The sequence below is a fragment of the Streptomyces sp. CCM_MD2014 genome (genome assembly GCF_000772045.1).
Taxonomy (GTDB): domain Bacteria; phylum Actinomycetota; class Actinomycetes; order Streptomycetales; family Streptomycetaceae; genus Streptomyces; species Streptomyces salinarius.
Window position 1 is genome coordinate 6,615,873 of record NZ_CP009754.1, and the last position, 25,126, is coordinate 6,640,998.

Annotated in this window: 24 protein-coding genes; 14 read left to right on the forward strand and 10 right to left on the reverse strand. The window is 72.4% G+C overall.

From position 1 onward, the window contains the following. Nucleotide 1 precedes the first annotated feature (1 nt). Nucleotides 2-808, forward strand: a complete 807-nt coding sequence (locus NI25_RS29400; RefSeq protein WP_061445341.1) for an SAM-dependent methyltransferase — start codon at nt 2-4, stop codon at nt 806-808. Nucleotides 809-839: 31 nt separating this feature from the next. On the opposite strand, the gene NI25_RS29405 is transcribed toward NI25_RS29400, so the two are convergent. After that, entirely contained in the window at nt 840-1,319 is a 480-nt protein-coding gene (locus NI25_RS29405; RefSeq protein WP_061445342.1) for a DUF1772 domain-containing protein, read from the reverse strand. Here NI25_RS29405 and NI25_RS39545 point away from each other — a divergent pair. From NI25_RS39545 to NI25_RS29415, 3 genes are all read left to right on the forward strand, one after another. Continuing rightward, the gene (locus NI25_RS39545; RefSeq protein ID WP_158508472.1) at nt 1,318-1,479 is read left to right on the forward strand and encodes a hypothetical protein; all 162 of its coding nucleotides are present in this window, start codon (nt 1,318-1,320) and stop codon (nt 1,477-1,479) included. The two genes, NI25_RS29405 and NI25_RS39545, sit on opposite strands and share 2 nt — an antisense overlap. Before the next feature lie 14 nt (nt 1,480-1,493). Next, entirely contained in the window at nt 1,494-2,126 is a 633-nt protein-coding gene (locus tag NI25_RS29410; RefSeq protein ID WP_061445343.1) for a hypothetical protein, read from the forward strand. Nucleotides 2,127-2,193: 67 nt separating this feature from the next. Continuing rightward, on the forward strand, nt 2,194-2,988 hold the full coding sequence (locus NI25_RS29415; protein ID WP_061445344.1) for a methyltransferase domain-containing protein: 795 nt from the start codon (nt 2,194-2,196) through the stop codon (nt 2,986-2,988). Between the two features lie 14 nt (nt 2,989-3,002). On the opposite strand, the gene NI25_RS29420 is transcribed toward NI25_RS29415, so the two are convergent. Together NI25_RS29420 and NI25_RS29425 are read right to left on the reverse strand one after the other, a co-directional pair. Next, complete coding sequence (locus NI25_RS29420) at nt 3,003-4,010, reverse strand: carbohydrate kinase family protein (RefSeq protein WP_233520787.1); 1,008 nt, start codon at nt 4,008-4,010, stop codon at nt 3,003-3,005. Continuing rightward, entirely contained in the window at nt 4,007-4,963 is a 957-nt protein-coding gene (locus tag NI25_RS29425) for a pseudouridine-5'-phosphate glycosidase (protein ID WP_107071886.1), read from the reverse strand. Before NI25_RS29425 ends, NI25_RS29420 begins: the two co-directional genes overlap by 4 nt. 87 nt (nt 4,964-5,050) lie before the next feature. Between NI25_RS29425 and NI25_RS29430 the strand changes: the two genes are divergently transcribed. Further along, nucleotides 5,051-5,479, forward strand: a complete 429-nt coding sequence (locus NI25_RS29430) for a VOC family protein (protein ID WP_061445346.1) — start codon at nt 5,051-5,053, stop codon at nt 5,477-5,479. A gap of 83 nt (nt 5,480-5,562) precedes the next feature. On the opposite strand, the gene NI25_RS29435 is transcribed toward NI25_RS29430, so the two are convergent. Together NI25_RS29435 and NI25_RS29440 are read right to left on the reverse strand one after the other, a co-directional pair. Further along, nucleotides 5,563-6,117: a methylated-DNA--[protein]-cysteine S-methyltransferase gene (locus NI25_RS29435; protein ID WP_061445347.1), complete on the reverse strand. Its 555-nt coding sequence runs from the start codon at nt 6,115-6,117 to the stop codon at nt 5,563-5,565. A gap of 73 nt (nt 6,118-6,190) precedes the next feature. Then, complete coding sequence (locus NI25_RS29440) at nt 6,191-7,060, reverse strand: glycerophosphodiester phosphodiesterase (RefSeq protein WP_061445348.1); 870 nt, start codon at nt 7,058-7,060, stop codon at nt 6,191-6,193. A 290-nt stretch (nt 7,061-7,350) separates the two neighbouring features. On the opposite strand from NI25_RS29440, the gene NI25_RS29445 reads away from it, so the two are divergent. The 6 genes from NI25_RS29445 to NI25_RS29470 all read left to right on the forward strand — a co-directional run bounded on the left by NI25_RS29445 (nt 7,351) and on the right by NI25_RS29470 (nt 15,780). Continuing rightward, a complete protein-coding gene (locus NI25_RS29445; RefSeq protein WP_061445349.1) occupies nt 7,351-8,229 on the forward strand; it encodes an MHYT domain-containing protein in 879 nt (292 codons plus the stop codon). A 40-nt stretch (nt 8,230-8,269) separates the two neighbouring features. Then, a complete protein-coding gene (gene uvrB / locus NI25_RS29450) occupies nt 8,270-10,408 on the forward strand; it encodes an excinuclease ABC subunit UvrB (RefSeq protein WP_061445350.1) in 2,139 nt (712 codons plus the stop codon). A 142-nt stretch (nt 10,409-10,550) separates the two neighbouring features. Continuing rightward, nucleotides 10,551-11,129 carry a TerD family protein gene (locus NI25_RS29455; RefSeq protein WP_030185838.1) on the forward strand — a complete coding sequence of 193 codons (579 nt, stop codon included), beginning with the start codon at nt 10,551-10,553 and terminating at the stop codon, nt 11,127-11,129. 108 nt (nt 11,130-11,237) lie between these two features. After that, a complete protein-coding gene (locus NI25_RS29460) occupies nt 11,238-13,283 on the forward strand; it encodes a TerD family protein (RefSeq protein ID WP_061445351.1) in 2,046 nt (681 codons plus the stop codon). A 250-nt stretch (nt 13,284-13,533) separates the two neighbouring features. Next, nucleotides 13,534-14,535, forward strand: a complete 1,002-nt coding sequence (locus NI25_RS29465; RefSeq protein WP_061445352.1) for a TerC/Alx family metal homeostasis membrane protein — start codon at nt 13,534-13,536, stop codon at nt 14,533-14,535. Nucleotides 14,536-14,679: 144 nt separating this feature from the next. Then, the gene (locus tag NI25_RS29470) at nt 14,680-15,780 is read left to right on the forward strand and encodes a calcium:proton antiporter (protein ID WP_061445353.1); all 1,101 of its coding nucleotides are present in this window, start codon (nt 14,680-14,682) and stop codon (nt 15,778-15,780) included. A gap of 14 nt (nt 15,781-15,794) precedes the next feature. Here the strand turns inward: NI25_RS29470 and NI25_RS29475 are convergent, their stop codons facing one another. Further along, complete coding sequence (locus tag NI25_RS29475) at nt 15,795-16,841, reverse strand: S66 family peptidase (protein WP_061445354.1); 1,047 nt, start codon at nt 16,839-16,841, stop codon at nt 15,795-15,797. A 104-nt stretch (nt 16,842-16,945) separates the two neighbouring features. On the opposite strand from NI25_RS29475, the gene aroQ reads away from it, so the two are divergent. Further along, nucleotides 16,946-17,419, forward strand: a complete 474-nt coding sequence (gene aroQ, locus NI25_RS29480; RefSeq protein ID WP_061445355.1) for a type II 3-dehydroquinate dehydratase — start codon at nt 16,946-16,948, stop codon at nt 17,417-17,419. Between the two features lie 261 nt (nt 17,420-17,680). Here the strand turns inward: aroQ and NI25_RS29485 are convergent, their stop codons facing one another. Then, nucleotides 17,681-18,337: an MBL fold metallo-hydrolase gene (locus NI25_RS29485; protein WP_061445356.1), complete on the reverse strand. Its 657-nt coding sequence runs from the start codon at nt 18,335-18,337 to the stop codon at nt 17,681-17,683. Between the two features lie 53 nt (nt 18,338-18,390). After that, nucleotides 18,391-19,077 (reverse strand): maleylpyruvate isomerase family mycothiol-dependent enzyme, encoded by a 687-nt coding sequence (locus tag NI25_RS29490; protein WP_061445357.1) that lies wholly within the window; start codon nt 19,075-19,077, stop codon nt 18,391-18,393. 224 nt (nt 19,078-19,301) lie between these two features. Here NI25_RS29490 and uvrA point away from each other — a divergent pair, with 224 nt between their 5' ends. Next, nucleotides 19,302-22,346 carry an excinuclease ABC subunit UvrA gene (gene uvrA, locus NI25_RS29495; RefSeq protein WP_061445358.1) on the forward strand — a complete coding sequence of 1,015 codons (3,045 nt, stop codon included), beginning with the start codon at nt 19,302-19,304 and terminating at the stop codon, nt 22,344-22,346. Nucleotides 22,347-22,406: 60 nt separating this feature from the next. Here uvrA and NI25_RS29500 read toward each other — a convergent pair whose 3' ends face one another. Together NI25_RS29500 and NI25_RS29505 are read right to left on the reverse strand one after the other, a co-directional pair. Further along, nucleotides 22,407-23,315, reverse strand: a complete 909-nt coding sequence (locus NI25_RS29500; RefSeq protein WP_061445359.1) for a carbohydrate kinase family protein — start codon at nt 23,313-23,315, stop codon at nt 22,407-22,409. After that, complete coding sequence (locus NI25_RS29505; RefSeq protein ID WP_107071887.1) at nt 23,296-24,429, reverse strand: LacI family DNA-binding transcriptional regulator; 1,134 nt, start codon at nt 24,427-24,429, stop codon at nt 23,296-23,298. The genes NI25_RS29500 and NI25_RS29505 overlap by 20 nt, the downstream gene beginning before the upstream one ends. 270 nt (nt 24,430-24,699) lie before the next feature. Between NI25_RS29505 and NI25_RS29510 the strand changes: the two genes are divergently transcribed. Beyond that, nucleotides 24,700-25,125, forward strand: coding sequence for a Rieske (2Fe-2S) protein (locus NI25_RS29510; RefSeq protein ID WP_061445360.1), 426 nt, complete (start codon nt 24,700-24,702; stop codon nt 25,123-25,125). The last annotated feature ends 1 nt before the right edge of the window (nt 25,126 follow it).

Consider the following 25,126-nt stretch of genomic DNA (forward strand, 5'->3'; position numbering starts at 1 on the left):
CATGACCGGGCATCGTCCCACCGCCGGGATCGACACGAGCAAGCCGCACCCCGCGCGGATGTACGACTGGTATCTCGGCGGAAAGGACAACTACCCGGTCGACGAGGCGATGGGCCGGCAGATGCTCACCCTCGACCCGAGGGTGCCGGTGATGGCGCGGGTCAACCGCGCCTTCATGCACCGTGCCACCCGATGGCTGGCGGCCCACGGCACACGGCAGTTCCTGGACGTCGGCACCGGTATACCGACCGAGCCCAACCTGCATCGGGTCGCCCAGGAGACCGCGCCCGACGCCCGCGTCGTCTACTGCGACAACGATCCCATCGTGCTGGCCCACGCGGCGGCCCTGCTGCGCGGTACGCCCGAGGGGAAGACCGAGTACCTCCAGGCCGACGTCCGGGACCCGGACGCCGTCCTGGAGGGCGCCGGGAAGGTCCTGGACTTCGACCGGCCGATCGCGCTGTCCCTGGTCGCGCTGCTGCACTTCGTCTCCGACGAGGAGGGCGCCCACGACCTGGTCCGCCGGCTGCTGGACGCGCTGCCCTCCGGCAGTCACCTGGTGATGACCCATGCGACGGCCGACTTCACCCCCGAGCAGTCGCGGGCGGCCACCGAGAAGCTGCGGGCCGCCGGAGTCACCCTGGCCCTGCGCTCGCGCGAGGAGTTCACCCGCTTCTTCACCGGCCTCGACCTGGTCGAACCCGGCGTCGAGGTGCCGCATCGGTGGCACCCCGAGCTGGGCGACCCGGTCGCCGGCCAGGAGGACGGCGTCATCCCGGGCTACGGGGCGGTGGCCCGCAAGCCCTGACCTGTCGCGGCGGCTCAGGCCGGCCGGCGGCTCAGGCGAGGGCCAGTACGTAGGCGACTGCCGCGGCGGCCGAGGCAACCGCACGGACGTGGTTCCACGCCGTCCACTCCCGGACGTAGCCGGGCCAGCGGCCGGCCGCCTCCGCGGAGCCCGGCTCCAGCCGGAGCAGCGCCGCGTTGCGCGGCACGTTGGCGCCGGCCGTGACCCCGAACGCCCCCACCAGGTACAGCGCACTGCCGAGCAGCAGCTCCACCGCCGCCTCCCCGGGCCACACCACGAACGTCACCACGGCGATCGCAGCGGCCAGCACCGCCGTCCCGAGGAACACCGACATGAAGGCCGGCCGCACCGCGGCCGTGTTGATCGCGTTCATCGCGGCGACCCCCTGCGCGGGCGGCAGCGCCGCGAGCCCCCGCATGACGAAGGCCGAGAAGGCGCAGAAGACTCCGGCCGTCACACCGGTCCCCAGCACGCCCAGCACCGTCAGCACGAAGTACGGTCCCTCGGTCATGTCCCGCCCACTCCCACCCGTCGAGTGCCGGCCGGCCCGGTGGCCGCCCGTCGTCGTCCCCCAAGTCAACCCCCGCACCGGCACGGTGACCATGGCCGAGCGCATCGCGCCCATGCGCGAGCGTCCAGGCGGCCGGCACGACGGGCGACGGGGCGAGTGACGCATCATGGGCGGGTGCGACTGGAAGCGATCACCTGGGACCGGCTCGGCGACCGGCTCGCCGAGCGCCTGCTCGGCCTGGAGCCCGCCGACGGCAGCGCCTGGACGCGCGTCGCCCTCGACGGCGCCCCGGCCGCCCGCCCCGGCGACCTCGCCGACCGCATCGGCGAGGCGCTGCGCGTCCGCGGCCGCCCCTCACTCGTCGTGGGAACGGAGGGCTTCCTGCGGCCCGCCTCGCTCCGTCTGGAGTACGGGCACCAGGACGTCGAGTCCTACTACAACGGCTGGTACGACACCGGCGCCCTGTGGCGCGAGGTCTTCGACCCCGTCGGGCCCGGCGGCGACGGGCGGGTCCTGCCCGACCTGTGGGACCCGGTCACCGACCGCGCCACCCGCAGCCCCCGCGCCCCGCTGCCCGCCGGCGGCGTGCTGCTGCTCCACGGCCCCTTCCTGCTGCGCCACTGGTTCCCGCTGGATTTGAGCGTCCATCTCGTCCTCACCCCCGGCGCGCTGCGCCGCCGCACCCCCGAGTCCGAGCACTGGACCCTGCCCGCCTTCGAGCGCTACGACGAGGAGACCGACCCCTCCGGCACCGCCGACGTCGTGGTGCGCGCCGACGATCCACGCCGTCCCGCCTGGAACGGCTGACCGGAGGGCCGTTGCCGCCGGAGCGTCGCCCCCTTCGGGCAAGGCGGACAACTGGGATGATCCCAGCATGACGCGAACCGACGGATACCTCCTCGACAACGCTCAGGCCGAGGCTGCGGAGCGCTTCGACGCCTTCGCCGCCCTCTTCGACCCCACCACGTTCCGGCACCTCCAGGCGCTCGGCGTCGGGCCCGGGTGGCGCTGCTGGGAGGTCGGAGCCGGAGGCACCTCCGTGGTGTCGTGGCTGGCCAAGCGGGTGGGACCGACCGGCAAGGTCCTCGCGACGGACATCGACACCTCACGGGTCGCCCCGGCCGGCCGGCCGCCCGTCGAGGTCCGGGTGCACGACGTCGGCGCGGAGGAACCGCCGGGGGACGGCTTCGACCTCGTGCACGCCCGGCTCGTACTCGTCCACGTCCCCGACCGGGATCGGGCGTTGCGGTCCATGATCCAGTCCTTGCGGCCGGGCGGCCGCCTCCTGGTCGAGGACGCCGACCCGGCACTGCAGCCGCTGCTCTGTCCCGACGAGTACGGCCCCGAGCAGGAGTTGGCGAACAGGCTCCGGCACGGCTTCCGCCAGCTGCTGTCCCGGCGTGGCGCCGACCTGTCCTACGGCCGCCGCCTGCCCCGGCTGCTCAGGGAGGCGGGCCTGCGCCGGGTGGAGGCCGACGCCTACTTCCCGGTCACCTCGCCCGCGTGCGCCGCCCTGGAGTCCGCGACCGTACGGCAGATCCGCGACCAGCTGGTCTCCGCGGGGGTGGCCTCCCACGACGACATCGACCGCCACCTCGCGAACGTCGCGGCCGGGGGCATGGACCTCGCGACGGCACCGATGATCTCGGCGTGGGGGCGCAAGGGGTGACCGACGGCCGCCCGTCACGTGAGGGGAGCGTCGCCACCCGTCGCGAGGGACGACCGGCGCCACCCGTCGCGAGAGGGTGACCGCCGCTGTTCGTCGGCCGCTCGCGGGCCGGCCGCTCGCGGAGGTCTCCCGCCCACCCCTTCGACCGCCCGCGCGCCCGCCCGGCATCCGGCGGCCGCCGCAGCCTCGGGCTCCGCGCCCCCGAGCAGCGCGGCGAGGAACGCGCCGGTGAAGGCGTCACCGGCGCCCGTGCTGTCCCGCGGCGACGCCGCCACGGCGGCGACCCGTGCGCCCACGGCGCCGGACCGGGCCACCAGCGCCCCTTCCGCCCCCAGCTTGGCGACCACCAGCGGAACGTGCCGGCTGAGCTTCGCGGCCGCGTCCGCCGCGTCGGGCAGGCCGGTGAGCAGACACGCCTCGTCACGGCTGGGCAGCAGCACGTCCACGCCCTCGACCAGGCCGAGGAACCGGCCGACGCCCAGCCCGGCGAGGAACCCGGCCGACGCGGGGTCCAGACTGACGGGCACCCCACGCGCGCGTGCCGCCGCCAGGACGACCGACACCAGGGCGCGGCCCGGCGCCGAGAAGAGGAGATACCCCGACAGGTGCAGCCGGCCCACGCCGTCGAGCAGCGCGTCCGACCAGTCGTCCGGCCCGATCAGCAACGACGCCCCGCTGTCCGTCAGGAACGTCCGCTCGGCCGCGTCACCGGTGTCGACGAGGCAGATCACCGTGCCCGTGGGCGCCGTCGCGTCGACCACGAGCAGCGGACGCACCCCGCACGCCGCCAGCTCCCGCTCGTGCCACGCGGACGCGTCGGCGCCCACCCGGCCCAGCAGCCGCACGTCCGCGCAGCCCGCGTACGCGGCCCAGCAGGCCACGTTGGCCCCCGCCCCGCCGGGCAGCCGCCGGATCGAGGCGGCGGTGTCCGTGCCGGCGGCCAGCGGCCCCCGGTGCCTGGCCACGACGTCCGTGACCACGTCCCCGACGACCAGCAGCGCACCGTCCGGGGCGGTGCTCATGCCCCGGTCCAGGCCGCCGCGATCCGGGCCGCGAGCCGCACGTTGCCCCGCACCGCCGCCAGGTTGGCGCTCAGCGAGGCACCGTCGGTGAGCCGTACCAGGCGTTCGAGCAGGAACGGCGTGACCGCCTGGCCGGTGACACCCTCCGCCTCGCACGCGTGCAGCGCGTCGGCGAGCACGCGCGCGTGGAGCGCGGGATCGAGCTGCTCCTCCTCGGGAACGGGGTTGGCGACCACGAGCGCGGACGGCGGTCCGCCCAGGGCGTCCTGCGCTCGCATGACCGCCGCCACCTGCTCCGGATCGTCCAGCGTCCAGTCCACGGGGTGTCCCGAGTCGGACAGGTAGAAGCCGGGGAAGCGGTCCGTCCCGTAACCCGCCACCGCCACCCCCAGCGTCTCCAGCCGCTGCAGGGTCGCCGGGACGTCCAGGATCGACTTCACGCCGGCGCAGACCACCGTGATCCGGGTGCGGGCCAGCAGTCCCAGGTCGGCCGACTCGTCCTGGGTCACCGTCCACTCCCGGTGCACGCCGCCCAGCCCGCCGGTCGCGAACACCCGGACGCCCGCGAGGGCCGCCAGCAGGGCGGTCGCCGACACGGTGGTCGCCCCGCTCGCGCCACGGGCCACCGCGAGCGGCAGGTCCCGGTGCCCCAGCTTGCGGATGCCGTCCTCGTTGGCCACCCGCTCCAGCTGCTCCTTGTCGAGTCCGACATGCGGCCGTCCGTCCAGCACGGCGATCGTCGCCGGTACGGCGCCCTCCCGCCGCACCGCCTCCTCCAGCTCCCGCGCCACCAGCAGGTTGCGCGGGCGCGGCAGGCCGTGCGCGATGATCGTGGACTCCAGGGCCACCACGGGGCGACGCGCGTCGAGCGCCTCCCGCACCTCTTCCGACACCACCAGCTTCACGCGCCTGCCTCCTGTCCGACGGTCTCCCTCGGCTCCGCTCTCCCTCATCCCTGGCGGGCGGAAGACGCGGCCAAACCCCGCCGGCACCGGAACAAAACCGTTGCGGCCCCCGGGACGGGACACCAGCCTGGGGCCATGACGGACAACACGACACGTCTCGACCACGTGGTCCTGTGGGTACGCGACCCGGTCGCCGCGGCCGGCTTCTACGAGAGGAACCTCGGCTGCGAGCCCCTGCGGCTCGCCGAGTACGCCGCGGGGACGGTGAGCTTCCCTTCCGTGCGGATCAACGACGAGACCATCCTCGACCTCGCACCGCACTCCATGGCGGCCCGCATGCGCATGCTCCCGGGAGCCGACGCCAGTGCCGGGCATCCCGTCAACCACATCTGCGTGTCCCTGCCCGCCGACGACTTCGACGCACTGCGCGCCCGGCTGCAGGAGCGGTCCATACCGGTCTCGGACCTCTCGCACGACTCCTACGGCGCCCGCGGCCCGGCCAGGCGGAGCTTCTACTTCGGCGACCCGGACGGCAACATCATCGAGGCACGGCACTACGACTGAGGCCCGTCCGGCAATTCCCGTCTGATGCGCGACGTCGTGCGCGCACTCTCGGGCACCCGGTCCCGCCCGTCCCGACCCGCCCGTCAGAACAACGGCTCGGGCAGGACGCCCTCCAGCGCGAGCAGCCGCCGCTTGGTGTCCACGCCGCCGCCGAATCCGCCGATGCCCCCGTCGCTCTCCACGACCCGGTGACACGGCACGACGACCGGCAGTGGATTGGCCCCCATGGCCAGGCCCACCGCCTGCGCGGCGCCCGGCTGACCCACCCGGCCGGCCAGGTCGCCGTAGCCGACGACCGAGCCGTAGGGGACGCCGGACGCCAGCTCGCGCAGCACCTGCCGGTTGAACCCCGAGATCAGCGACCAGTCCAACGGCAGGTCGAAGTCGCGCAGCCGGCCCGCGAAGTACGCCCGCACCTGGCCTGTCGCCTCGGTCAGCAGCGGGGAGCCGGGCGCCTCGACGGGCTCCGTGCCCAGCCGGGCCGCGAGCCTGTCGAGCGCCCGGTCGCGCGCCGCGCCGGTGGCGTGGAACACGACGTTGACCAGACCGTCGCGGGTGGCGGCCAGCAGCAGCGGGCCGATGTCGGTGCCGACGACGGTCCACACGGCCCGCTGCTCGTTGTCCCCAGGGCTGTCCATGCGCCCACCGTACGGCCCGCCACTGACAACGCCCCGCCACCGGCGACGCCCCGTCGGTTCCACGGCGCCGGGGTCAGTCCACGGCGTCCCGCACCACGTCGGGCTTGTTGGTGATGATGCCGTCGACGTCGTACCCGGCGACCCGGCGCGCGGTGTCCGCGTCGTTCACCGTCCAGGTGAGCACCTCCAGCGGCCTGCCGTGCGGGCCCGTGAACGCGTGCACCGCGGACACGTAGCTCATGGACAGGGAGCCGTGCGACGGGTTGATCTGGTCGGCGAACTCCGCGTACTCCGGCAGGTCCGACACGGCCGGAGTGCCGAGGAACCCGGTCTTGACGGCCGGCTTGAGGTCGTGGACCGTCCGGACGCTGTCGGCGTCGAAGCTCTGCACGACCAGCCGTCCCGCCACGTGCCGCCGGTCGAGCCAGCCCTCGTTGGCGAGGACCTTGAGGGTCTGCCGCTCGATGCCCGGGTACAGACCGGGGCTCTTCAGCTCCAGCAGCAGCTTCTGGTGGTTGTGGTCCACGCGGTTCACGTACTGCTCCAGCGTCGGCACGCGCGCGCCCGCGTACTCGGGGCCGAACCAGCTTCCCGCGTCCAGCCGCGCGATCTCCGCGGCCGTGAAGTCCTTCACCTTCCAGGGCGACCGGTCCGGGAAGACCTCTTCCACGTCGGTCGTGCGGGCCAGGCTCTCGTCGTGGAGGACGACGAGTTCGCCGTCCCGGGTGCGCTGGACGTCGTTCTCCACCCAGCGGATGCCCAGCTCGGCGGCCCGGTCGACGGCGGCCAGCGTGTTCTCCGGCGCGTACCCGGAAGCACCCCGGTGGGCGACGACCGTGGGCCCTTCGCCGCCCGCCCCGTCGGCCCGGGCGTGCGAGAGGGGAGCCGTGAGGGCGACCCCCAGAAGAGCGGTGGTCGTGACGGCTACTGCGCGTACGTGCATGCGTACTCCTCGCCTCGAACGATCACGGACAGCACCACTGTGACATCAGAGAGTCAACAAGAGAGGGGTGCGGAGTGGCCACAGGCTGAATGGAGTTGCTCAACTACGCTCACGCAGGCGGCACAACTGGGGCGAGACCGTGATTCTTTGCCGGAGAATCGTTCGACCATTCCGGTGGAAGTCATACTCTCTGCCTCGACCCTGATCGTTCGCGCGGTTCTGGGAGGGGGCGCACATCGGAAGGAACCGGCACACCACCGGGGCGTAAGTAGGCGGAAAGGCAGCCGCACATGCACAACACGGTCGACGGCTTCAGCTACGGACTCGTCACCCCGCTGGTGGCCTACCTCATGGCCTGCCTCGGCGGCGCCCTCGGCCTGCGCTGCACCGCCAGGGCCATGCTGGTCAGCCGTTCCTGGCGCCCCGGATGGCTCGCCCTCGGCTCGGCGGCGATCGGCTCCGGCATCTGGACCATGCACTTCGTCGCGATGATGGGGTTCACGATCGAACACACCCCGATCCGCTACGACTGGCTGATGACCTTCGCCAGCCTGGCGGTCGCCATCGTCATGGTCGGCGTCGGGATCTTCATCGTCGGCTACCGGGGCGCGCGCGGCACGGCCCTGTTCACCGGCGGCACCCTCACCGGCCTGGGCATCGCCTCGATGCACTACCTCGGAATGGCCGGGATGCACCTGGACGGACAGCTCACGTACAACACGCTCACCGTCGCCGCGTCCGTCGTCATAGCCATGGCCGCCGCCACCGCCGCGCTGTGGGCGGCCGGACAGGTCCGGGGCTTCCTGTGGAGCGTCGGCGCGGCCCTGATCATGGGACTTGCCGTCACCGGCATGCACTACACCGGGATGGCCGCCGTCCAGGTCCACCTCACCGGCACGGCCGAGCCCTCCGTCGGCGGATCGTCCGCCGAACTGCTCGCCCCCATGCTGATCGGTCCCCTCGCCTTCCTCCTCCTCGCCGCCGTCGTCGTCCTGTTCGACCCGCTGATCGTCATGGGGAGGCCCGCCGTGGTCCCCGTCGAGCGGAAACCCGGCGTCCCCGCCCACTCCGAGGCCCCGCGCACCGTCCGGCACCCGGCACACCACCCCGCCCGCCGCACCCGCCGCCCCCTCGCCCACCGGCGCACCCGCACCCCGCAGAACCGCTGACCGGGACCGGTTGTCAGTGCGGGGTCGTACGGTGGAACCCATGCGGCCCGTTTCCCAGATCGAACGCACGGTGGCGCCCTTCGAGGTCGTCAGCCCCTACCAGCCCAGCGGCGACCAGCCGGCGGCCATCGCCGAGCTGGCCCGGCGCGTCCAGGCAGGCGAGAAGGACGTCGTCCTGCTCGGCGCCACCGGCACCGGCAAGTCCGCCACCACCGCGTGGATGATCGAGAAGCTACAGCGCCCCACCCTGGTCATGGCGCCGAACAAGACCCTGGCCGCCCAGCTGGCGAACGAATTCCGCGAGCTCCTGCCGAACAACGCCGTCGAGTACTTCGTCTCGTACTACGACTACTACCAGCCCGAGGCCTACGTCCCCCAGTCGGACACCTACATCGAGAAGGACTCCTCGATCAACGAGGAGGTGGAGCGCCTGCGCCACTCCGCCACCAACTCGCTGCTCACCCGCCGCGACGTCGTCGTGGTCGCCTCCGTCTCCTGCATCTACGGCCTCGGCACCCCCCAGGAGTACGTGGACCGCATGGTCCCCCTGCGGGTCGGCGAGGAGCACGACCGGGACGAGCTGCTGCGCCGCTTCGTCGACATCCAGTACACGCGCAACGACATGGCCTTCACCCGCGGCACCTTCCGGGTGCGCGGCGACACCATCGAGATCTTCCCGGTCTACGAGGAGCTGGCCGTCCGCATCGAGATGTTCGGCGACGAGATCGAGGCCCTGTCCACGCTTCACCCGGTCACCGGCGAGATCATCAGCGACGACCAGCAGCTCTACGTCTTCCCCGCCTCCCACTACGTCGCCGGTCCCGAGCGCCTGGAGCGGGCGGTCAACGACATTGAGAAGGAACTGGCCGAGCGCCTGACCGAGCTGGAGAAGCAGGGCAAGCTCCTGGAGGCCCAGCGGCTGCGGATGCGCACCACCTACGACATCGAGATGCTCCGCCAGATCGGCTCCTGCTCCGGCGTGGAGAACTACTCGATGCACTTCGACGGCCGCTCGCCCGGCTCCCCGCCGAACACCCTGCTCGACTACTTCCCGGACGACTTCCTGCTCGTCGTCGACGAGTCGCACGTCACCGTGCCGCAGATCGGCGCGATGTACGAGGGCGACGCCTCCCGCAAGCGGACCCTGGTCGACCACGGCTTCCGGCTGCCCTCCGCGCTCGACAACCGCCCGCTGAAGTGGGAGGAGTTCCAGGAGCGCATCGGTCAGACCGTGTACCTGTCGGCGACCCCGGGCGCCTACGAGCTGTCCCGTGCGGACGGCGCCGTCGAGCAGATCATCCGCCCCACCGGCCTCGTCGACCCCGAAGTCGTCGTCAAGCCCACCGAGGGCCAGATCGACGACCTGGTGCACGAGATCCGCACGCGCACCGAGAAGGACGAGCGGGTTCTGGTCACCACCCTCACCAAGAAGATGGCCGAGGACCTCACCGACTACTTCGTGGAGCTCGGCATCCAGGTCCGCTACCTCCACAGCGACGTCGACACCCTCCGCCGCGTCGAGCTGCTGCGCGAACTGCGCGCCGGCGAGTACGACGTCCTGGTCGGCATCAACCTGCTGCGCGAGGGCCTCGACCTGCCCGAGGTGTCCCTGGTGGCGATCCTCGACGCCGACAAGGAGGGCTTCCTGCGCTCCGGCACCTCCCTCATCCAGACCATCGGCCGCGCGGCGCGCAACGTCTCCGGCCAGGTCCACATGTACGCGGACAAGATCACGCCGGCGATGGAGAAGGCCATCGACGAGACCAACCGCCGCCGCGAGAAGCAGATCGCGTTCAACAAGGCGAACGGCATCGATCCCCAGCCGCTCCGCAAGAAGATCAACGACATCGTCGCCCAGATCGCCCGCGAGGACGTCGACACCGAGCAGCTCCTCGGCTCGGGCTACCGCCAGGCGAAGGAGGGCAAGGGCGCCAAGGCCCCCGTGCCCGCACTGGGCGGCCAGACGGCCGGCGGGACCAAGGCGGCCAAGGCCCGGGCCACGGAGACGGCGGTGACCGACCGCCCGGCGGCGGAGCTGGCCGGACAGATCGAGGACCTGACCACCCGCATGCGGGCCGCCGCGGCCGACCTCCAGTTCGAGATCGCGGCCCGACTGCGCGACGAGGTCTCCGAGATGAAGAAGGAACTGCGCCAGATGAAGGAGGCGGGCCTGGCCTGACGGCCCGTCCGGGCAGCCCACTGTGTTGCAAGACCGACACAAAGCGCGGACCGGGGTGGGGCACTGTCAGTGCCCCTGCGTAGGGTTCTGGTCAACCGCGGGTACCGCGGCAACAGGGGACAGTTCGAGAGGGGATCAGCGCGTGACCGTCAACATGACCAAGGGTCAGGCCATCAGTCTGCAGAAGAGCGACGGCGGCAGCCTGACGTCGGTGCGCATGGGTCTCGGCTGGCAGGCGGCTCCCCGGCGCGGCCTGTTCGGTTCGCGCACCCGGGAGATCGACCTGGACGCCTCCGCCGTCCTCTTCGCGGACAAGCAGCCGGTCGACGTCGTCTTCTTCCGCCACCTGGTGAGCGACGACGGCTCGGTGCGCCACACCGGGGACAACCTCGTCGGCGGTGTCGGCCAGGGCGGCGACGACGAGGCGATCCTCGTCGACCTGCAGCGCGTCCCGGTCCACATCGACCAGATCGTCTTCACGGTCAACTCCTTCACCGGCCAGACCTTCCAGGAAGTGCAGAACGCCTTCTGCCGCCTGGTCGACGAGACCAACGGCCAGGAGCTCGCCCGCTACACCCTGGCCGGCGGCGGTGCCTTCACGGCCCAGATCATGGCCAAGGTGAACCGCGCGGGCCAGGGCTGGGCGATGACCGCCATCGGCACCCCGGCCAACGGCCGTACCTTCCAGGACCTGATGCCGGCGATCCTGCCGGTCCTGTAGCGGGCGGCCCGCAGCAGTCCGAGACGAACCGGCCGGTCCCGCTCGCGGGACCGGCCCGACCCGCATGACGCCTCGCGGGTGACGCACGATCGACACAGGGGGAAGGCGATGACGGCCGAGCTGACGCGGGGGCAGAACCACCCGCTTCCCGGGGCGCGTCTCGAGATCCGGGTCTCGGCCGGTACGCCGGTCGTGGCCGGGGCCACGCTCGGTGACGAGAACGGCACCGTCCACGGTGTAGAAGGGGTGGCCCACCCGGGCGCGCCCACCCTGCCGGGCCTGGAGGTCTCCCGGCAGGCCGCCGCCGACCACCGCCTCGCGGTGGACCTGGACGCCATGCCGGACACCGTGCACCGCGTCAGTGTCCTGCTCGCCCTGCCCGCCGGCGGGAGCGGTCCGGCCCGGTTCGGGGCCGTCGCCGCGCCCTTCGTCGCCGTCACGGGCCTGGACGGCGACGAGGTCGCCAGCTACACCCTCACCGGTCTGGAGGCCGAGTCCGCCGTCGTCGCGCTGGAGCTCTACCGGCGTCAGGGCGCCTGGAAGGTGCGCGCCGTCGGCCAGGGCTACGCGGGCGGCCTCGCCGAACTCTTCGCCGACCAGAAGCTGTCCCAGGCCCACCAGCTCGCGGGAAGCATCCACGAGGCGGTGGCGAGCGGACTCGCCCGTTCGATACCGGCTCCTCCGGCCGCCGCTCCGGCGCACCGACCGGACCACGGCGCCACGCCCCGGACCGGCCCGGGCGGCACCGGTGGTCCCGTGGCGCCGACGTCTCCGTACGACTCCCAGGGCGCTCCCGGTCCCGGCCCGCAGACGCCCGGGGCGCCGGGACAGCACGGAGCGCAGCAGCCGTACGCGGGCGGCCCGGACGGCCCGATCGGCCCCGGGGAAGAGCCCGCCACCGCCGGCCAGCCGTCCGCGCCCGCCGGAGGCCGCCCCATCGACTACAGCCACCCGCGCCGGCAGACCGCGGCACCGCCCCCGCCCCCGCCGGCCGCGCCCCCGGCCGCACCGGGGCAGCCCGCCCGGCCCGTCGCCGGTGACGCCACCGGCTGGTCCATGGAGGAACGCCTCTACAACCAGGTGTGGGGCATGTTCGAGGACCTGGCCCGCACCACGGCCGCCTACCGCAGCGCCGTCGACTTCGCCGACTCCCGGATGGAGAAGGAACTCGACCAGGCGCTGTCCGACCCGCGCAACCGGATCGGCGGGCAGGGCGACGCCGCCCGGGAGGCGGCGCGCGGCCGGCACGCTCAGTTGGTTTCCCAGGCCAGGGAGGTCCTGGACCGGGACGTCGCCCAGCTCGTCGCGGAGGCCGAGGTCGTCGAACCCGCCCTGCCGGCGGCCTTCGCGCGCTGGGACAACCCCGTCTGGCACGCCTACCGCGTCCCCATGGAGATCCCGATGGCCGTGCGGCTCGGCGATCTGCATCTGCCCGAGGCCGACCGCGTACGCGTCCCCATGCTGATCCGGCTGCCGCTCGAGCGCGGCCTGTGGATCGACAGCGGACGCTCGGCCTCGCTCGACGGCTCGTTCGCCGACTCCCACGAGATGCGGCGCCTGGGCCTGGAGACGGCCGTGGCCCACGCGGCCCGGCTGCTCGCCGTCTACCCGGCGGGCGAGTTCACCGTGCACGTCATCGATCCGGCCGGATCGGGGGCGCAGGCGCTGGCGCCGCTGGTGCAGAGCGGGGTGCTCGCCGCGCCGCCCGCCCAGGGCGCCGCCGGGGCGGCGGACGTGCTGGCCCGTCTCACCCAGCGCGTGGACCTGGTGCAGATGGCGTTGCGCGGGGGAGCACCCGACGCGCTCCCGCCCGGCCTCGACACCTCGCAGCAGCTGCTGATCGTCAACGACTTCCCCCACGGTTTCGACGACCGGGCCGTCAACCAGCTGCGCTACCTCGCCGACGAGGGGCCGGCCGTCGGAGTCCACCTGATGATGGTCGCCGACCGCGAGGAGTCCGCCGGCTTCGGACCGCTGCTCGACCCGCTGTGGCGCTCGCTGCTGCGGCTGACGCCGGTGGCCGACGACCACCTCGCCGACCCGTGGGTCGGACACGCCTGGACCTACGAGCCGCCGCTCGTGCCGCCCGGCAGCCAGGTGCTTCAGCAGGTTCTCGCGCAGGTCGCCGCCGCCCGCCGCTCATGGGGCCGATGACCACGCCTGAACTGGTCTTTTGAGCTTTATTTGCAAATCTCTTTACCTTCCCTTGGTGATTGGGGTACTGTCGTCCGTACGGAGGGGAGTACTCCCTGTCTGCTGCGGCGTACCCGTCAATACGGATCAGGCCAGATCCCGGGGCGTCGGCCCGTGGTCCGGGCGCATCACGCGTCCCGGGCCGGGGTGGAAGAGACCTCCGGCAGCGACGACGCTGACATCTGCCGTGTGACGTACTGCCGGAGGCGTAGTGGAAGTCTCGACGACCCTGTGGGTCCTGACCATCGTGGGCCTCGCGGCCCTCATCGCGGTCGATTTCTTCATCGGCCGCAAGCCGCACGACGTATCGATCAAGGAAGCCGGCATCTGGACCGGCGTCTGGATCGCCCTGGCGGGCCTCTTCGGGCTCGGCCTGTTCTTCTTCGGCGGCGGTGAACCCGCCGGCGAGTTCTTCGCGGGCTTCATCACCGAGAAGTCCCTGAGCGTGGACAACCTCTTCGTCTTCGTCCTGATCATGGCGAAGTTCGCGGTGCCCTCGCAGTACCAGCAGCGGGTCCTGCTGATCGGCGTCCTCATCGCCCTGGTCCTCAGGGCGATCTTCATCGCCGCGGGTGCCGCGATCCTCGCCAGCTTCGCCTGGGTCTTCTACATCTTCGGTGCCTTCCTCATCTACACCGCCTGGAAGCTCATCCAGGAGGCACGGGCCGACGAGGAGGACGAGGAGTTCGAGGAGAACAAGCTGCTCAAGGCCGCCGAGCGCCGCTTCGGCGTCGCCGACCGGTACCACGGCACCAAGCTGTGGATCGAGGAGAACGGCAAGCGGGTCATGACCCCGATGCTGGTCGTGATGCTCGCCATCGGCACCACCGACGTGCTCTTCGCGCTCGACTCCATCCCGGCGATCTTCGGCCTGACGCAGGACCCGTACATCGTGTTCACGGCCAACGCGTTCGCCCTGATGGGTCTCAGGCAGTTGTACTTCCTCATCGGCGGCCTGCTGAAGAAGCTGGTGCACCTCTCGTACGGCCTGTCCGTGATCCTGGGCTTCATCGGCGTCAAGCTGGTGCTGCACGCCCTGCACGAGTCCGGCGTGCACGTGCCCGAGATCAGCATTCCGGTCTCGCTCGGCGTGATCTGCTCCGTCCTGATCGTCACCACGATCACCAGCCTCCGCGCCTCCAGGAAGCAGGCCGAGGCGGAAGCGGCGGCGGCCGAGAGCGGCGACGCCCCGAAGGACAGCGTCGAGGCCTGATCCACCCGGGCCGGGGAGCGGGGAGCGGCGCGGAGCCGTTCGCCGCTCCCCGGCCCGGCGGCCTCGGCCCGCCCGGCCACTCGGTGGCCGAAAGGCCCGCAGATCCGGCGTGCGGGCCCCGTTCCCCTCTGCGACGATCACCGCATGGTCACCGGTCCCAGGGCGCTCCTCGCACAGTGGACGACCGTCACGCCCGTGATCGCGGTCGTGCTGCTCGTTCTCACCTGGGGCCGCTCGCTGCCCGGCGTGGTCGTCGCGCTGCTCACGATCGTCCTGGCGGGATCCGTCCTGGCCGCCGTGCACCACGCCGAGGTGGTCGCCCACCGGGTCGGCGAGCCCTTCGGCTCCCTCGTCCTCGCCATCGCCGTCACGGTCATCGAGGTCGCGCTCATCGTGACCCTGATGGCGGACGGCGGCGACAAGAGCGCGAGCCTGGCCAGGGACACCGTCTTCGCGGCCGTCATGATCACCTGCAACGGTGTCGTCGGCCTCAGTCTCCTGGTCGCCTCCCTGCGCCACGGCATCGCGGTGTTCAACCCGGAGGGCACCGGCGCAGCCCTCGCGACGGTGGCGACCCTGGCCACCCTCAGCCTGGTCCTGCCGACGTTCACCACCAGCGCGCCCGGCCCGGAGTTCTCCACCGTGCAGCTGACCTTCGCGGCGCTGTCCTCCCTGGTCCTCTACGGCCTGTTCATCGCGACCCTGACCGTGCGGCACCGCGACTACTTCCTGCCGATCACCCGGCAGGGCGAAGTGATCACTGCCGAGGAACACGCCCACGCACCGTCTCTGCGCACGGCCCTGTTCAGCCTCGGGATGCTGGGCCTGGCGCTGATCGGCGTCGTCGGCCTCGCGAAGGGCGTGTCGCCGACCATCGAGAGCGGGGTGCAGGCCGCCGGACTCCACCACGCCGTCGTCGGCGTCGTCATCGCGCTGCTGGTCCTGCTCCCCGAGACCATCGCCGCCGTGCGCTCCGCACGCCGCGACCGGGTGCAGACCAGCCTCAACCTCGCGCTCGGCTCGGCCATGGCCAGCATCGGCCTGACCATCCCCGCGGTCGCCCTGGCCTCCGTGTGGCTCTCCGGGCCGCTGGTGCTGGGCCTCAGCTCCATCCACATGGTGCTGCTCGCCCTGACCGTGGTCGTGGCCTCCCTGACGGTCGTACCGGGCCGGGCCACACCCTTGCAGGGCGGCGTCCACCTGGTGCTCTTCGCGGCCTATCTTGAGCTGGCCGTCAACCCGTAGACCGGGCGGGAGGGTCAGTAGGTCACGGTGATGCGCCGGGCGGGTCCGTCGACCCGCACGGTGCCCCCGTACGGGACGACGACCTGCGGATCGGTGTGGCCGAGGTCGACGTCGAAGACGATCATGGTGTCGGGGGCGTAGGCGCGCATCGCGCGCAGGACCGCCGTACGCTGCTCCGCCGCGTACCGCGCGGCCTCCACGGGGCTGTTGGGGCGCTGGAAGGACCACGTCTTCGGGCGGCCCATCAGCAGTGCCGAGAAGCGGCCGAGCAGCCCGCGCTCGCCCATGTTGCGCAGGATGCGGAAGACCTCCTCCGCGGCCGGCAGTTCCTCGGACGTCTCCAGGAACAGCACGTCGCCGTCGTACTCCGCCGGATCGCGCGCGATCTCGCGGTCGGCCATCAGCAGCCAGGCGAGGATCTCCAGGCAGCCGCCCCAGGTACGTCCCTCGACCACCCGGCCGGCGTTCTCCCAGGACCAGCCGGTCCCGGGGCGCGCGCCGGGCTCGGTCTCGAAGGTCGCGGGGTCGGCCCAGTCGCGGTCGACGTCGTTCCAGCGCTCGGCGGGCCGCAGCTCGTACGGCCCCGGGGTGAACAGCGCGGCACGCAGCGAGTCGGCGGTCTGCGGATGCATCGCGCCGGGACGCCCCAGCTCCACCATCACGCTCGCCCCGTGGTAGCCGACGATCCCCGTGTTGCGCAGGTAGGCGAGCAGGTTGGTGTTGTCGCTCATCCCGAAGAACGGCTTCGGGTTGGCCCGGATCAGCTCCCGGTCGAGCAGCGGAAGCACGGTGATCTGGTCGTCGCCGCCGATCGACGCGAACACCGCCTTGATGCCGGGGTCGGCGAAGGCCGCGTGGAGGTCGGCGGCACGCTCGGCGGGCGACGAACCCCTCTTCCGGGTGGCCGGGTACTCGACGGGCTCCAGGCCGTACTCCTTGCGCAGGCGCTCCAGGCCCAACTCGTAGGGGAGCGGGAAGAGTCCGGGCAGTCCGGACGCGGGGGACACCACCGCGACGCGGTCACCCGGCGAGGGCTTGGGCGGATACGCGATCACCGTCATGCGCGGAGAGTACGGCCCGCCGGGGCATCGGCGCACCGTGATAAACCGGGGACCGAGCAGCGGCCGCGCAAGGGCCGTCGCACCCCTCACGGACCGGAGGAACCGTGCCCCGCACCCTGGCGAACGCCCCGATCATGATCCTCAACGGGCCCAACCTGAACCTGCTCGGCCAGCGTCAGCCGGAGATCTACGGCTCCGACACCCTCGCGGACGTCGAGGCGCTGTGCGTCAAGGCGGCGGCCGCGCACGGCGGCACGGTGGACTTCCGGCAGTCCAACCACGAGGGCGAACTGGTCGACTGGATCCACGAGGCCCGGCTGAACCACTGCGGCATCGTGATCAACCCCGCCGCGTACTCGCACACGTCCGTCGCCATCCTGGACGCGCTCAACACCTGCGACGGGCTGCCGGTGGTCGAGGTCCACATCTCCAACATCCACCAACGCGAGGCGTTCCGGCACCACTCCTACGTCTCGCAGCGCGCCGACGGCGTCGTCGCGGGCTGCGGGGTGCAGGGGTACGTGTTCGGCGTGGAGCGTGTCGCGGCACTGGCCGGGGCGGGCGCGGCCAGGACCTGAGGCGCCGGGGCCGCCGGCCGAGGGCGGGGATCGGGAGGCCGGCGGCCCGTGCCGCCCAGGAGCCGTCGATCCTGCGCGGGGCTGCCACCAGTCGACCGCGCCGTACCACCGCCGCGGGAGCGCGCGCGGACCGCGGGTGTGTGCGAACGCTTCACACGGGGCGCGCACGGAGGCGCGAGGGCGCGGGCTCGCCCGTCCGTACGCGCCCGTCCGCCCGTCACCGGCGCGCGACCATCCGCCGCCGGCCGGCGCGCCCGGCCGTCACCAGCCGCGCGCCCGCCACTCCGGCAGGTGCGGCCGCTCCGCGCCGAGCGTCGTGTCGTCGCCGTGCCCGGGGTAGACCCACGTCTCGTCCGGGAGCGCGTCGAAGACCTTGGTCTCCACGTCGTGGATCAGGCTCGCGAACGCCTTCGGATCCTTGAAGGTGTTGCCCACACCGCCCGGGAAGAGACAGTCCCCGGTGAACACGTGCGGATGCCCGTGCGGGTCGTCGTAGACCAGGACGATGGAGCCCGGCGTGTGTCCGACCAGGTGGCGTGCGGTGAGCTCGACCTGCCCGACCCGGATCGTGTCGCCGTCGTCCACCAGGACGTCGGTCGGCACCGGGATGCCCTCGGCGTCGTGCCGGCCGGCGTGGGTGCGGGCGCCGGTGGCCGCGACGACCTCGGCGAGTGCCTGCCAGTGGTCGCCGTGCCGGTGGGTGGTGACGACGGAGGCGATGCCGTCGTCACCGATCGTGCCGAGCAGGGTGTGCGCGTCGTTGGCGGCGTCGATCAGCAGTTGCTCGTCGGTGGCCCGGCAACGCAGCAGGTAGGCGTTGTTGTCCATCGGGCCGACCGCGACCTTGGTGATCATCAGGTCCTTGAGCTCGTGCACGTCGGCGGGTCCGCCGACCGTCACCTCTCCGCTGTACGTCATGACCGCCAGCCTAGCGCCGGGGGCGGCCCGCAGACCGCCTCCCGGCCGCCCGCCTACAGGGGAGGCAGGGCCGGCAGCGGCCCGCCCTGCACCGTGAGCGCGGAGCCCTCGCGGCGACCGGCGAGCCAGCCGAGCAGATCGGCCGGGGGACCGGTGACGGTCACCTCGGGGGCGTCGGTCTCCCGTCCCGTGCGCCACGCGTGCGTGCCGTCCGTGAGCCGGGTGGGCGGCACGTCCGGGTGCCCGGCGAACCGGGCGGCGAGGAAGTCGGTCTCCCGCGCGGTGAACTCCGCCGGCAGATCCTCCAGCTCGTACCCGACCCCCAGGTCGACGTGGTGCAGCTCAACCTCTGCCCAGCGCCGGAACGGCACCCTGGAGGCGGAGTCCGTGACGCCGTTGCGCAGCTCCACGGTGCGGGACCAGTCCGCCGGCGCAGCTCCCGTCTCCTGGAAGCGGGCCGCGCTCTCGCGCAGGTCCGCGAGCTGGGCGTCGAGGGGGCGCGGGGCGTCCCGCTCGATGTCGGCGTCCCTGGCCTCGCCGGAGACGTACATGGGGCGCCCCTCGAGGACGTTCACCAGAGCGTCGGCGTTGCGGGCGAGGTGGGCGAGGACGTGACCGCGACTCCAGCCGGGAAGCCGTGACGACTCCGTCACGGACGCGTTGTCCAGTTTCCCGACCGCGGTGAGCAGCCGCTCGGTAGCGTCACGTACAGACTCCAGGTCATGAGCGTGATCAATCATGGTGCTGACCTTAGACCGGGCCACACCTTCGGGTGAAGGTTGTGGACGACCCCCGTAATTCGAATGCACGTGCTATATGGTCGGAGGCGGCGTCGGGCATGCTGGGAAGTCGGGGTTTGTTGACAACCGGTGAATCCGACCGGCGTTGTCAGTGGCTCCCCCTAGTCTGAGGAAGACGTGGGGCCCCGCCCCTGTCACTTCTCTCAAGAAAGGTGCGGACCGGCGTGGCCGACCGTCTCATCGTCCGTGGCGCGCGCGAGCACAACCTGAAGAACGTCTCGCTCGACCTGCCTCGTGACTCGCTCATCGTCTTCACGGGCCTGTCCGGGTCGGGCAAGTCCTCCCTGGCCTTCGACACCATCTTCGCCGAGGGCCAGCGGCGCTACGTGGAGTCGCTCTCCTCCTACGCCCGGCAGTTCCTCGGCCAGATGGACAAGCCGGACGTCGACTTCATCGAGGGCCTCTCCCCGGCGGTCTCCATCGACCAGAAGTCGACCTCGCGCAACCCGCGCTCCACGGTCGGCACCATCACCGAGGTCTACGACTACCTGCGCCTGCTCTTCGCCCGCATCGGCAAGCCGCACTGTCCCGAGTGCCGCCGGCCCATCTCGCGCCAGTCGCCGCAGGCCATCGTCGACAAGGTCCTGGAGCTGCCGGAGGGCAGCCGCTTCCAGGTGCTGTCGCCGCTGGTGCGCGAGCGCAAGGGCGAGTTCGTCGACCTCTTCGCCGACCTCCAGACCAAGGGCTACTCCCGCGCGCGGGTGGACGGCGAGACCGTCCAGCTCTCCAACCCGCCCACGCTGAAGAAGCAGGAGAAGCACACCATCGAGGTGGTCGTCGACCGCCTCACGGTGAAGGACTCCGCCAAGCGGCGCCTCACCGACTCCGTGGAGACCGCGCTGGGCCTGTCCGGCGGCATGGTCGTGCTCGACTTCGTCGACCTCCCCGAGGACGACCCCGAGCGCGAGCGCATGTACTCCGAGCACCTGTACTGCCCGTACGACGACCTGTCCTTCGAGGAGCTGGAGCCCCGCTCCTTCTCCTTCAACTCGCCCTTCGGCGCCTGCCCCGACTGCTCCGGCATCGGCACCCGCATGGAGGTCGACCCGGAGCTGATCGTCCCCGACGAGGACAAGTCCCTCGACGAGGGCGCCATCCACCCCTGGTCGCACGGGCACACCAAGGACTACTTCGGCCGCCTGATCGGCGCCCTCGCCGACGCGCTCGGCTTCCGTACGGACATCCCCTTCGCGGGCCTGCCGCTGCGCGCCCGCAAGGCCCTGCTGAACGGCCACAAGACCCAGGTCGAGGTCCGCTACCGCAACCGGTACGGCCGCGAGCGCCGGTACACCACGGCCTTCGAGGGCGCCATCCCCTTCGTCAAGCGCCGGCACAGCGAGGCCGAGAGCGACTCCAGCCGCGAGCGCTTCGAGGGCTACATGCGCGAGGTGCCCTGCCCCACCTGTGAGGGCACCCGCCTCAAGCCGCTCGTCCTCGCGGTCACCGTCATGGGCAAGTCGATCGCCGAGGTCTCGGCGATGTCCATCAGCGACTGCGCGGACTTCCTGGGCGAGCTGACGCTCAACGCCCGCGACAAGAAGATCGCCGAGCGCGTCCTGAAGGAGGTCAACGAGCGGCTGCGCTTCCTGGTCGACGTCGGCCTGGACTACCTCTCGCTGAACCGTGCGGCCGGCACCCTCTCCGGCGGCGAGGCCCAGCGCATCCGGCTGGCCACCCAGATCGGCTCCGGACTCGTCGGCGTGCTCTACGTCCTGGACGAGCCGTCCATCGGCCTGCACCAGCGCGACAACCACCGGCTGATCGAGACCCTCGTCCGGCTCCGGGACATGGGCAACACCCTCATCGTCGTCGAGCACGACGAGGACACCATCAAGGTCGCCGACTGGATCGTCGACATCGGCCCCGGCGCCGGCGAGCACGGCGGCAAGGTGGTGCACAGCGGTTCCGTCAAGGAGCTGCTCGACAACGCCGAGTCGCAGACCGGCCTGTACCTGTCCGGGCGCAAGGCCATCCCGCTGCCCGACGTCCGGCGCCCGCAGGACCCCTCCCGGCGGCTCACCGTGCACGGCGCCCGGGAGAACAACCTCCAGGACATCGACGTGTCCTTCCCGCTGGGCGTCTTCACCGCCGTCACCGGCGTCTCGGGCTCCGGCAAGTCGACCCTGGTCAACGACATCCTCTACACCCACCTGGCCCGCGAGCTGAACGGCGCGCGGAACGTCCCGGGCAGGCACACGCGCGTGGACGGCGACGACCTCGTCGACAAGGTCGTCCACGTCGACCAGTCGCCCATCGGCCGCACCCCGCGCTCGAACCCGGCGACGTACACCGGCGTCTTCGACCACATCCGCAAGCTGTTCGCCGAGACGACGGAGGCGAAGGTCCGCGGCTACCTGCCCGGACGCTTCTCCTTCAATGTCAAGGGCGGCCGCTGCGAGAACTGCGCGGGCGACGGCACCATCAAGATCGAGATGAACTTCCTCCCGGACGTGTACGTCCCGTGCGAGGTCTGCCACGGCGCCCGGTACAACCGGGAGACCCTGGAGGTCCACTACAAGGGCAAGTCCATCGCCGACGTGCTGAACATGCCGATCGAGGAGGCGACCGACTTCTTCGAGGCGGTCCCCGCCATCTCCCGGCACATGAAGACCCTCAAGGACGTCGGTCTCGGGTACGTCCGGCTCGGCCAGTCCGCGACCACCCTGTCCGGCGGTGAGGCCCAGCGCGTCAAGCTCGCCAGCGAGCTGCAGCGCCGCTCCACCGGGCGCACGGTCTACGTGCTGGACGAGCCGACCACCGGTCTGCACTTCGAGGACATCAGCAAGCTGCTGACGGTCCTCGGCGGCCTGGTCGACAAGGGCAACACGGTGATCGTCATCGAGCACAACCTCGACGTGATCAAGACCGCCGACTGGGTCGTCGACATGGGCCCCGAGGGCGGCGCCGGCGGTGGCCTGGTGGTCGCCGAGGGCACGCCCGAGCAGGTCGCGGGGGTCCCCGCCAGCCACACCGGCAAGTTCCTCCGGGACGTCCTCGGCGCCGACCGGGTCAGCGACGCGGCCCCGGTGACCAGGCCGCGCAAGGCGGCGAAGACGGTCGCGACCAAGGCCACCGCCAAGAAGACCGCCACGAAGACGGTCACGGGCACGGCGGCCAAGAAGGCGACCGCCACCAAGACGGCCAAGACGGCGGCCAAGAAGGCCGCCAAGCCCGCCGCGAAGAAGACCACGCGGACGAGCAAGGCCTGAGCGCGGACGGCGGCGCCGGGCCCACGGGTGAATCCCTGGGCCCGGCGCCGCCGCCGTCCGTCAGACGGTGACCTCGTGGGCGTACGGCGGCTCCGCGCCCGCCCGGGAGCAGGTGACCGCGGCCGCGCGGGCGGCGAAGCCCAGCAGCCCGGCCCAGCCGTCCGGCCCCAGCGCGGCCAGGGCCGCGTCGCCGAGGGCGTCCCGTGCCGCGAGGCCGTGCAGCAGGGCCGCGTTCACCGTGTCGCCCGCGCCGATCGTGTCCACCACCTCGACGCGTTCGCCCGGCACCGTGTACTCGCCCCCGTCGCGGGTGAACGCGGTCAGGCCGTCGCCGCCCCGGGTGACCACGACCGCGGCCGGTCCCGCCGCGAGCCATTCCCCGGGGGTGCCGCCGAGCCATTCGGCGTCCTCGGCGGACAGCTTCAGCAGCGACACCGACGGCAGCCAGCTCTTGAACCGGGCCCGGTAGGCGTCCGGGTCCGGGATCAGCCCGGCCCGGATGTTGGGGTCCAGCGCCGTGAACACGCCCCGCGCGGCCGTCTCGCGCAGCAGTTCCTCGTACGCGCTCGCGCCCGGCTCCAGCACCAGCGAACAGGTCCCGAAGGAGACGGCCCGGGTGCCGGACGGCAGACCGGCGGGCAGCGAGAACAGCCGGTCGGCCGTCCCGTCCACGTAGAACGAGTACGCGGCCGAGCCGTCCGCGTCGAGCGAGGCCACGGCGAGGGTCGTCGGCTCGGCCCCGCGCTGCACCGGCGAGACGTCCACGCCGGTCTCGCGCAGCCGGTCGAGGAGCGCCTCGCCGAAGGCGTCGTGCGACACCCGTGAGCAGAACGCCACGGGCGAGCCGAGGCGGCCCAGGGCGACGGCGGTGTTGTACGGACCGCCGCCGAGCGCGGGCCGCAGCGCGGCGAGGGCGCCCGTGCCCTGCGGTACCAGGTCGATCAGTGCCTCACCGGCGACGACGATCACGGGAGGGTCCTTTCGTTGGCCTTGGCATGGGCTCGGCATGGGTTTCTCCAGCCGGTCGGGAGAGCCGCCCGGACCGCTCCGGGAGCAGCCGGGGCTGCTCGGCACAGCCGCAGGAGGTGCGGTGGACGAAGGAGCAGGGCAGCCGCACGGTCCGCGCGGGCCGGTCCGGCGCGGCGAGGCGGTCGAGGAGCAGCCGCACGGCCCGCGCGCCGATCTCCCTGCCGGGCTGGGCGACGGCGGTGAGCCGGGGCGAGAAGAGGTCCGCCCAGGCGAAGTCGTCGAAGCAGCACAGCGCGATGTCGCCGGGTACGGACAGGTCCCGCTCCCGGAGGGCGCGCAGGGCACCGATGGTCATCGCGTTGTTGGCGGTGACCAGCGCGGTGGGCGGCACGGCCAGGGACAGCAGTTGCGCCGCGGCCCGTTCGCCGCCGGCCGCCTCGGAGTCGCCGTGGACCAGCAGCCGCTCGTCGTAGGGCAGACCCGCGGCGGCGAGGCCGTGCCGGTACCCGGTGATCCGCTCACGGGTCGTGCTGAGCCCCGGCCGGCCCGCGACCAGGCCGATGCGGCGGTGGCCGAGCCCGGCGAGATGACCCACCAGCCCGGTGGTCGGCTCGGCGCCCTCGGCGCAGATCTGGTCGAAGCGCGGAGCGTCCTCGGCCTCCGGCACGTCGACGACCCGGTCGAGGAACACGGCCGGCACCCGGTGGCGCGTGAGGTAGGCGACCAGCCCCCGGGGCTCGGCGGAGGGCGCGACGATCATGCCGTCCACGCGCCGCTCGTGCAGCAGCTGGACCGCCCTGCGCTCGTGCTCCGGGTCGTCGTGCGGGTCGGCGATGAGCAGGCCGTAACCGTGCTCCAGGGCACTGGCCTCGACGCCCTGGAGGATCTCCGTGAAGTACGGGTTGCTGATCGCCGACACCGCGAGCCCGATCGAACGGGTGCGGGAGGTGACCAGGGAGCGGGCGAGGGTGTTCGGCGTGTAGCCCAGCTCCTCCACGGCGTCGAGCACCGCCTGGCGGGTGTGGGGCAGCACCGGACGGGTGCCGTTGAGCACGTGGGAGACGGTCGCCACGGAGACACCGGCGCTCCGTGCGACATCGGCCATGGTCGCCACCGGTGCACCCCCTCTCGCTCACGGCCCCGAACCGGACCAGTCGCCCTGGGCCCCGGACTTGCCCCTTCGCCCAGAGCCTCGCTCTGGCCGGACCGTACCCCATGGGCCAGGGGCGCGTAAACGCTTGCGCAAGCGTTTACGCGACCGCCGGACGGCGACCCGCCTCCGGGCCACCCGGCCCCCGGGGCCGTTCGCCCGGCCGGATATCGTCGCCCTGCAGCGCACCCCGCTCACGCCCCGCCCGGCCCCGAACCGACCAGTGGAGACCCCATGCCCGGCCGCCCCGCCCCGAGTCGCCGTACCGTCCTGCGTTCGGCGGCCGCCACGCCCGTCGCCGGACTCGGCCTGGCCGCCTGCTCCCCGGGCGACGACGGCGCGGCCCCGGCCAGGCCGACCGCGCCCGTGGACCTCGGCGCGGACGGAGAGGTGGCCAAGGGCGCGACCAAGCTCTTCCCGGACGGGAACGTGGTGGTCAGCCGGGCCGAGGACGGCTCCCTGAAGGCGTTCAGCACGGTGTGCACGCACGCGGGGTGTCCCATCAAGAAGCTGGAGGGCACCAAGCTCGTCTGCAACTGCCACGGCAGCGAGTTCGACGCCCGCACCGGCGAGGTGCTGCACGCCCCGGCGACCGTGCCGCTCATCGAGCTGCCGGTCGAGGTGAAGCAGGGCCGGATCGTCGCGAGCCCGGGAACCTGAC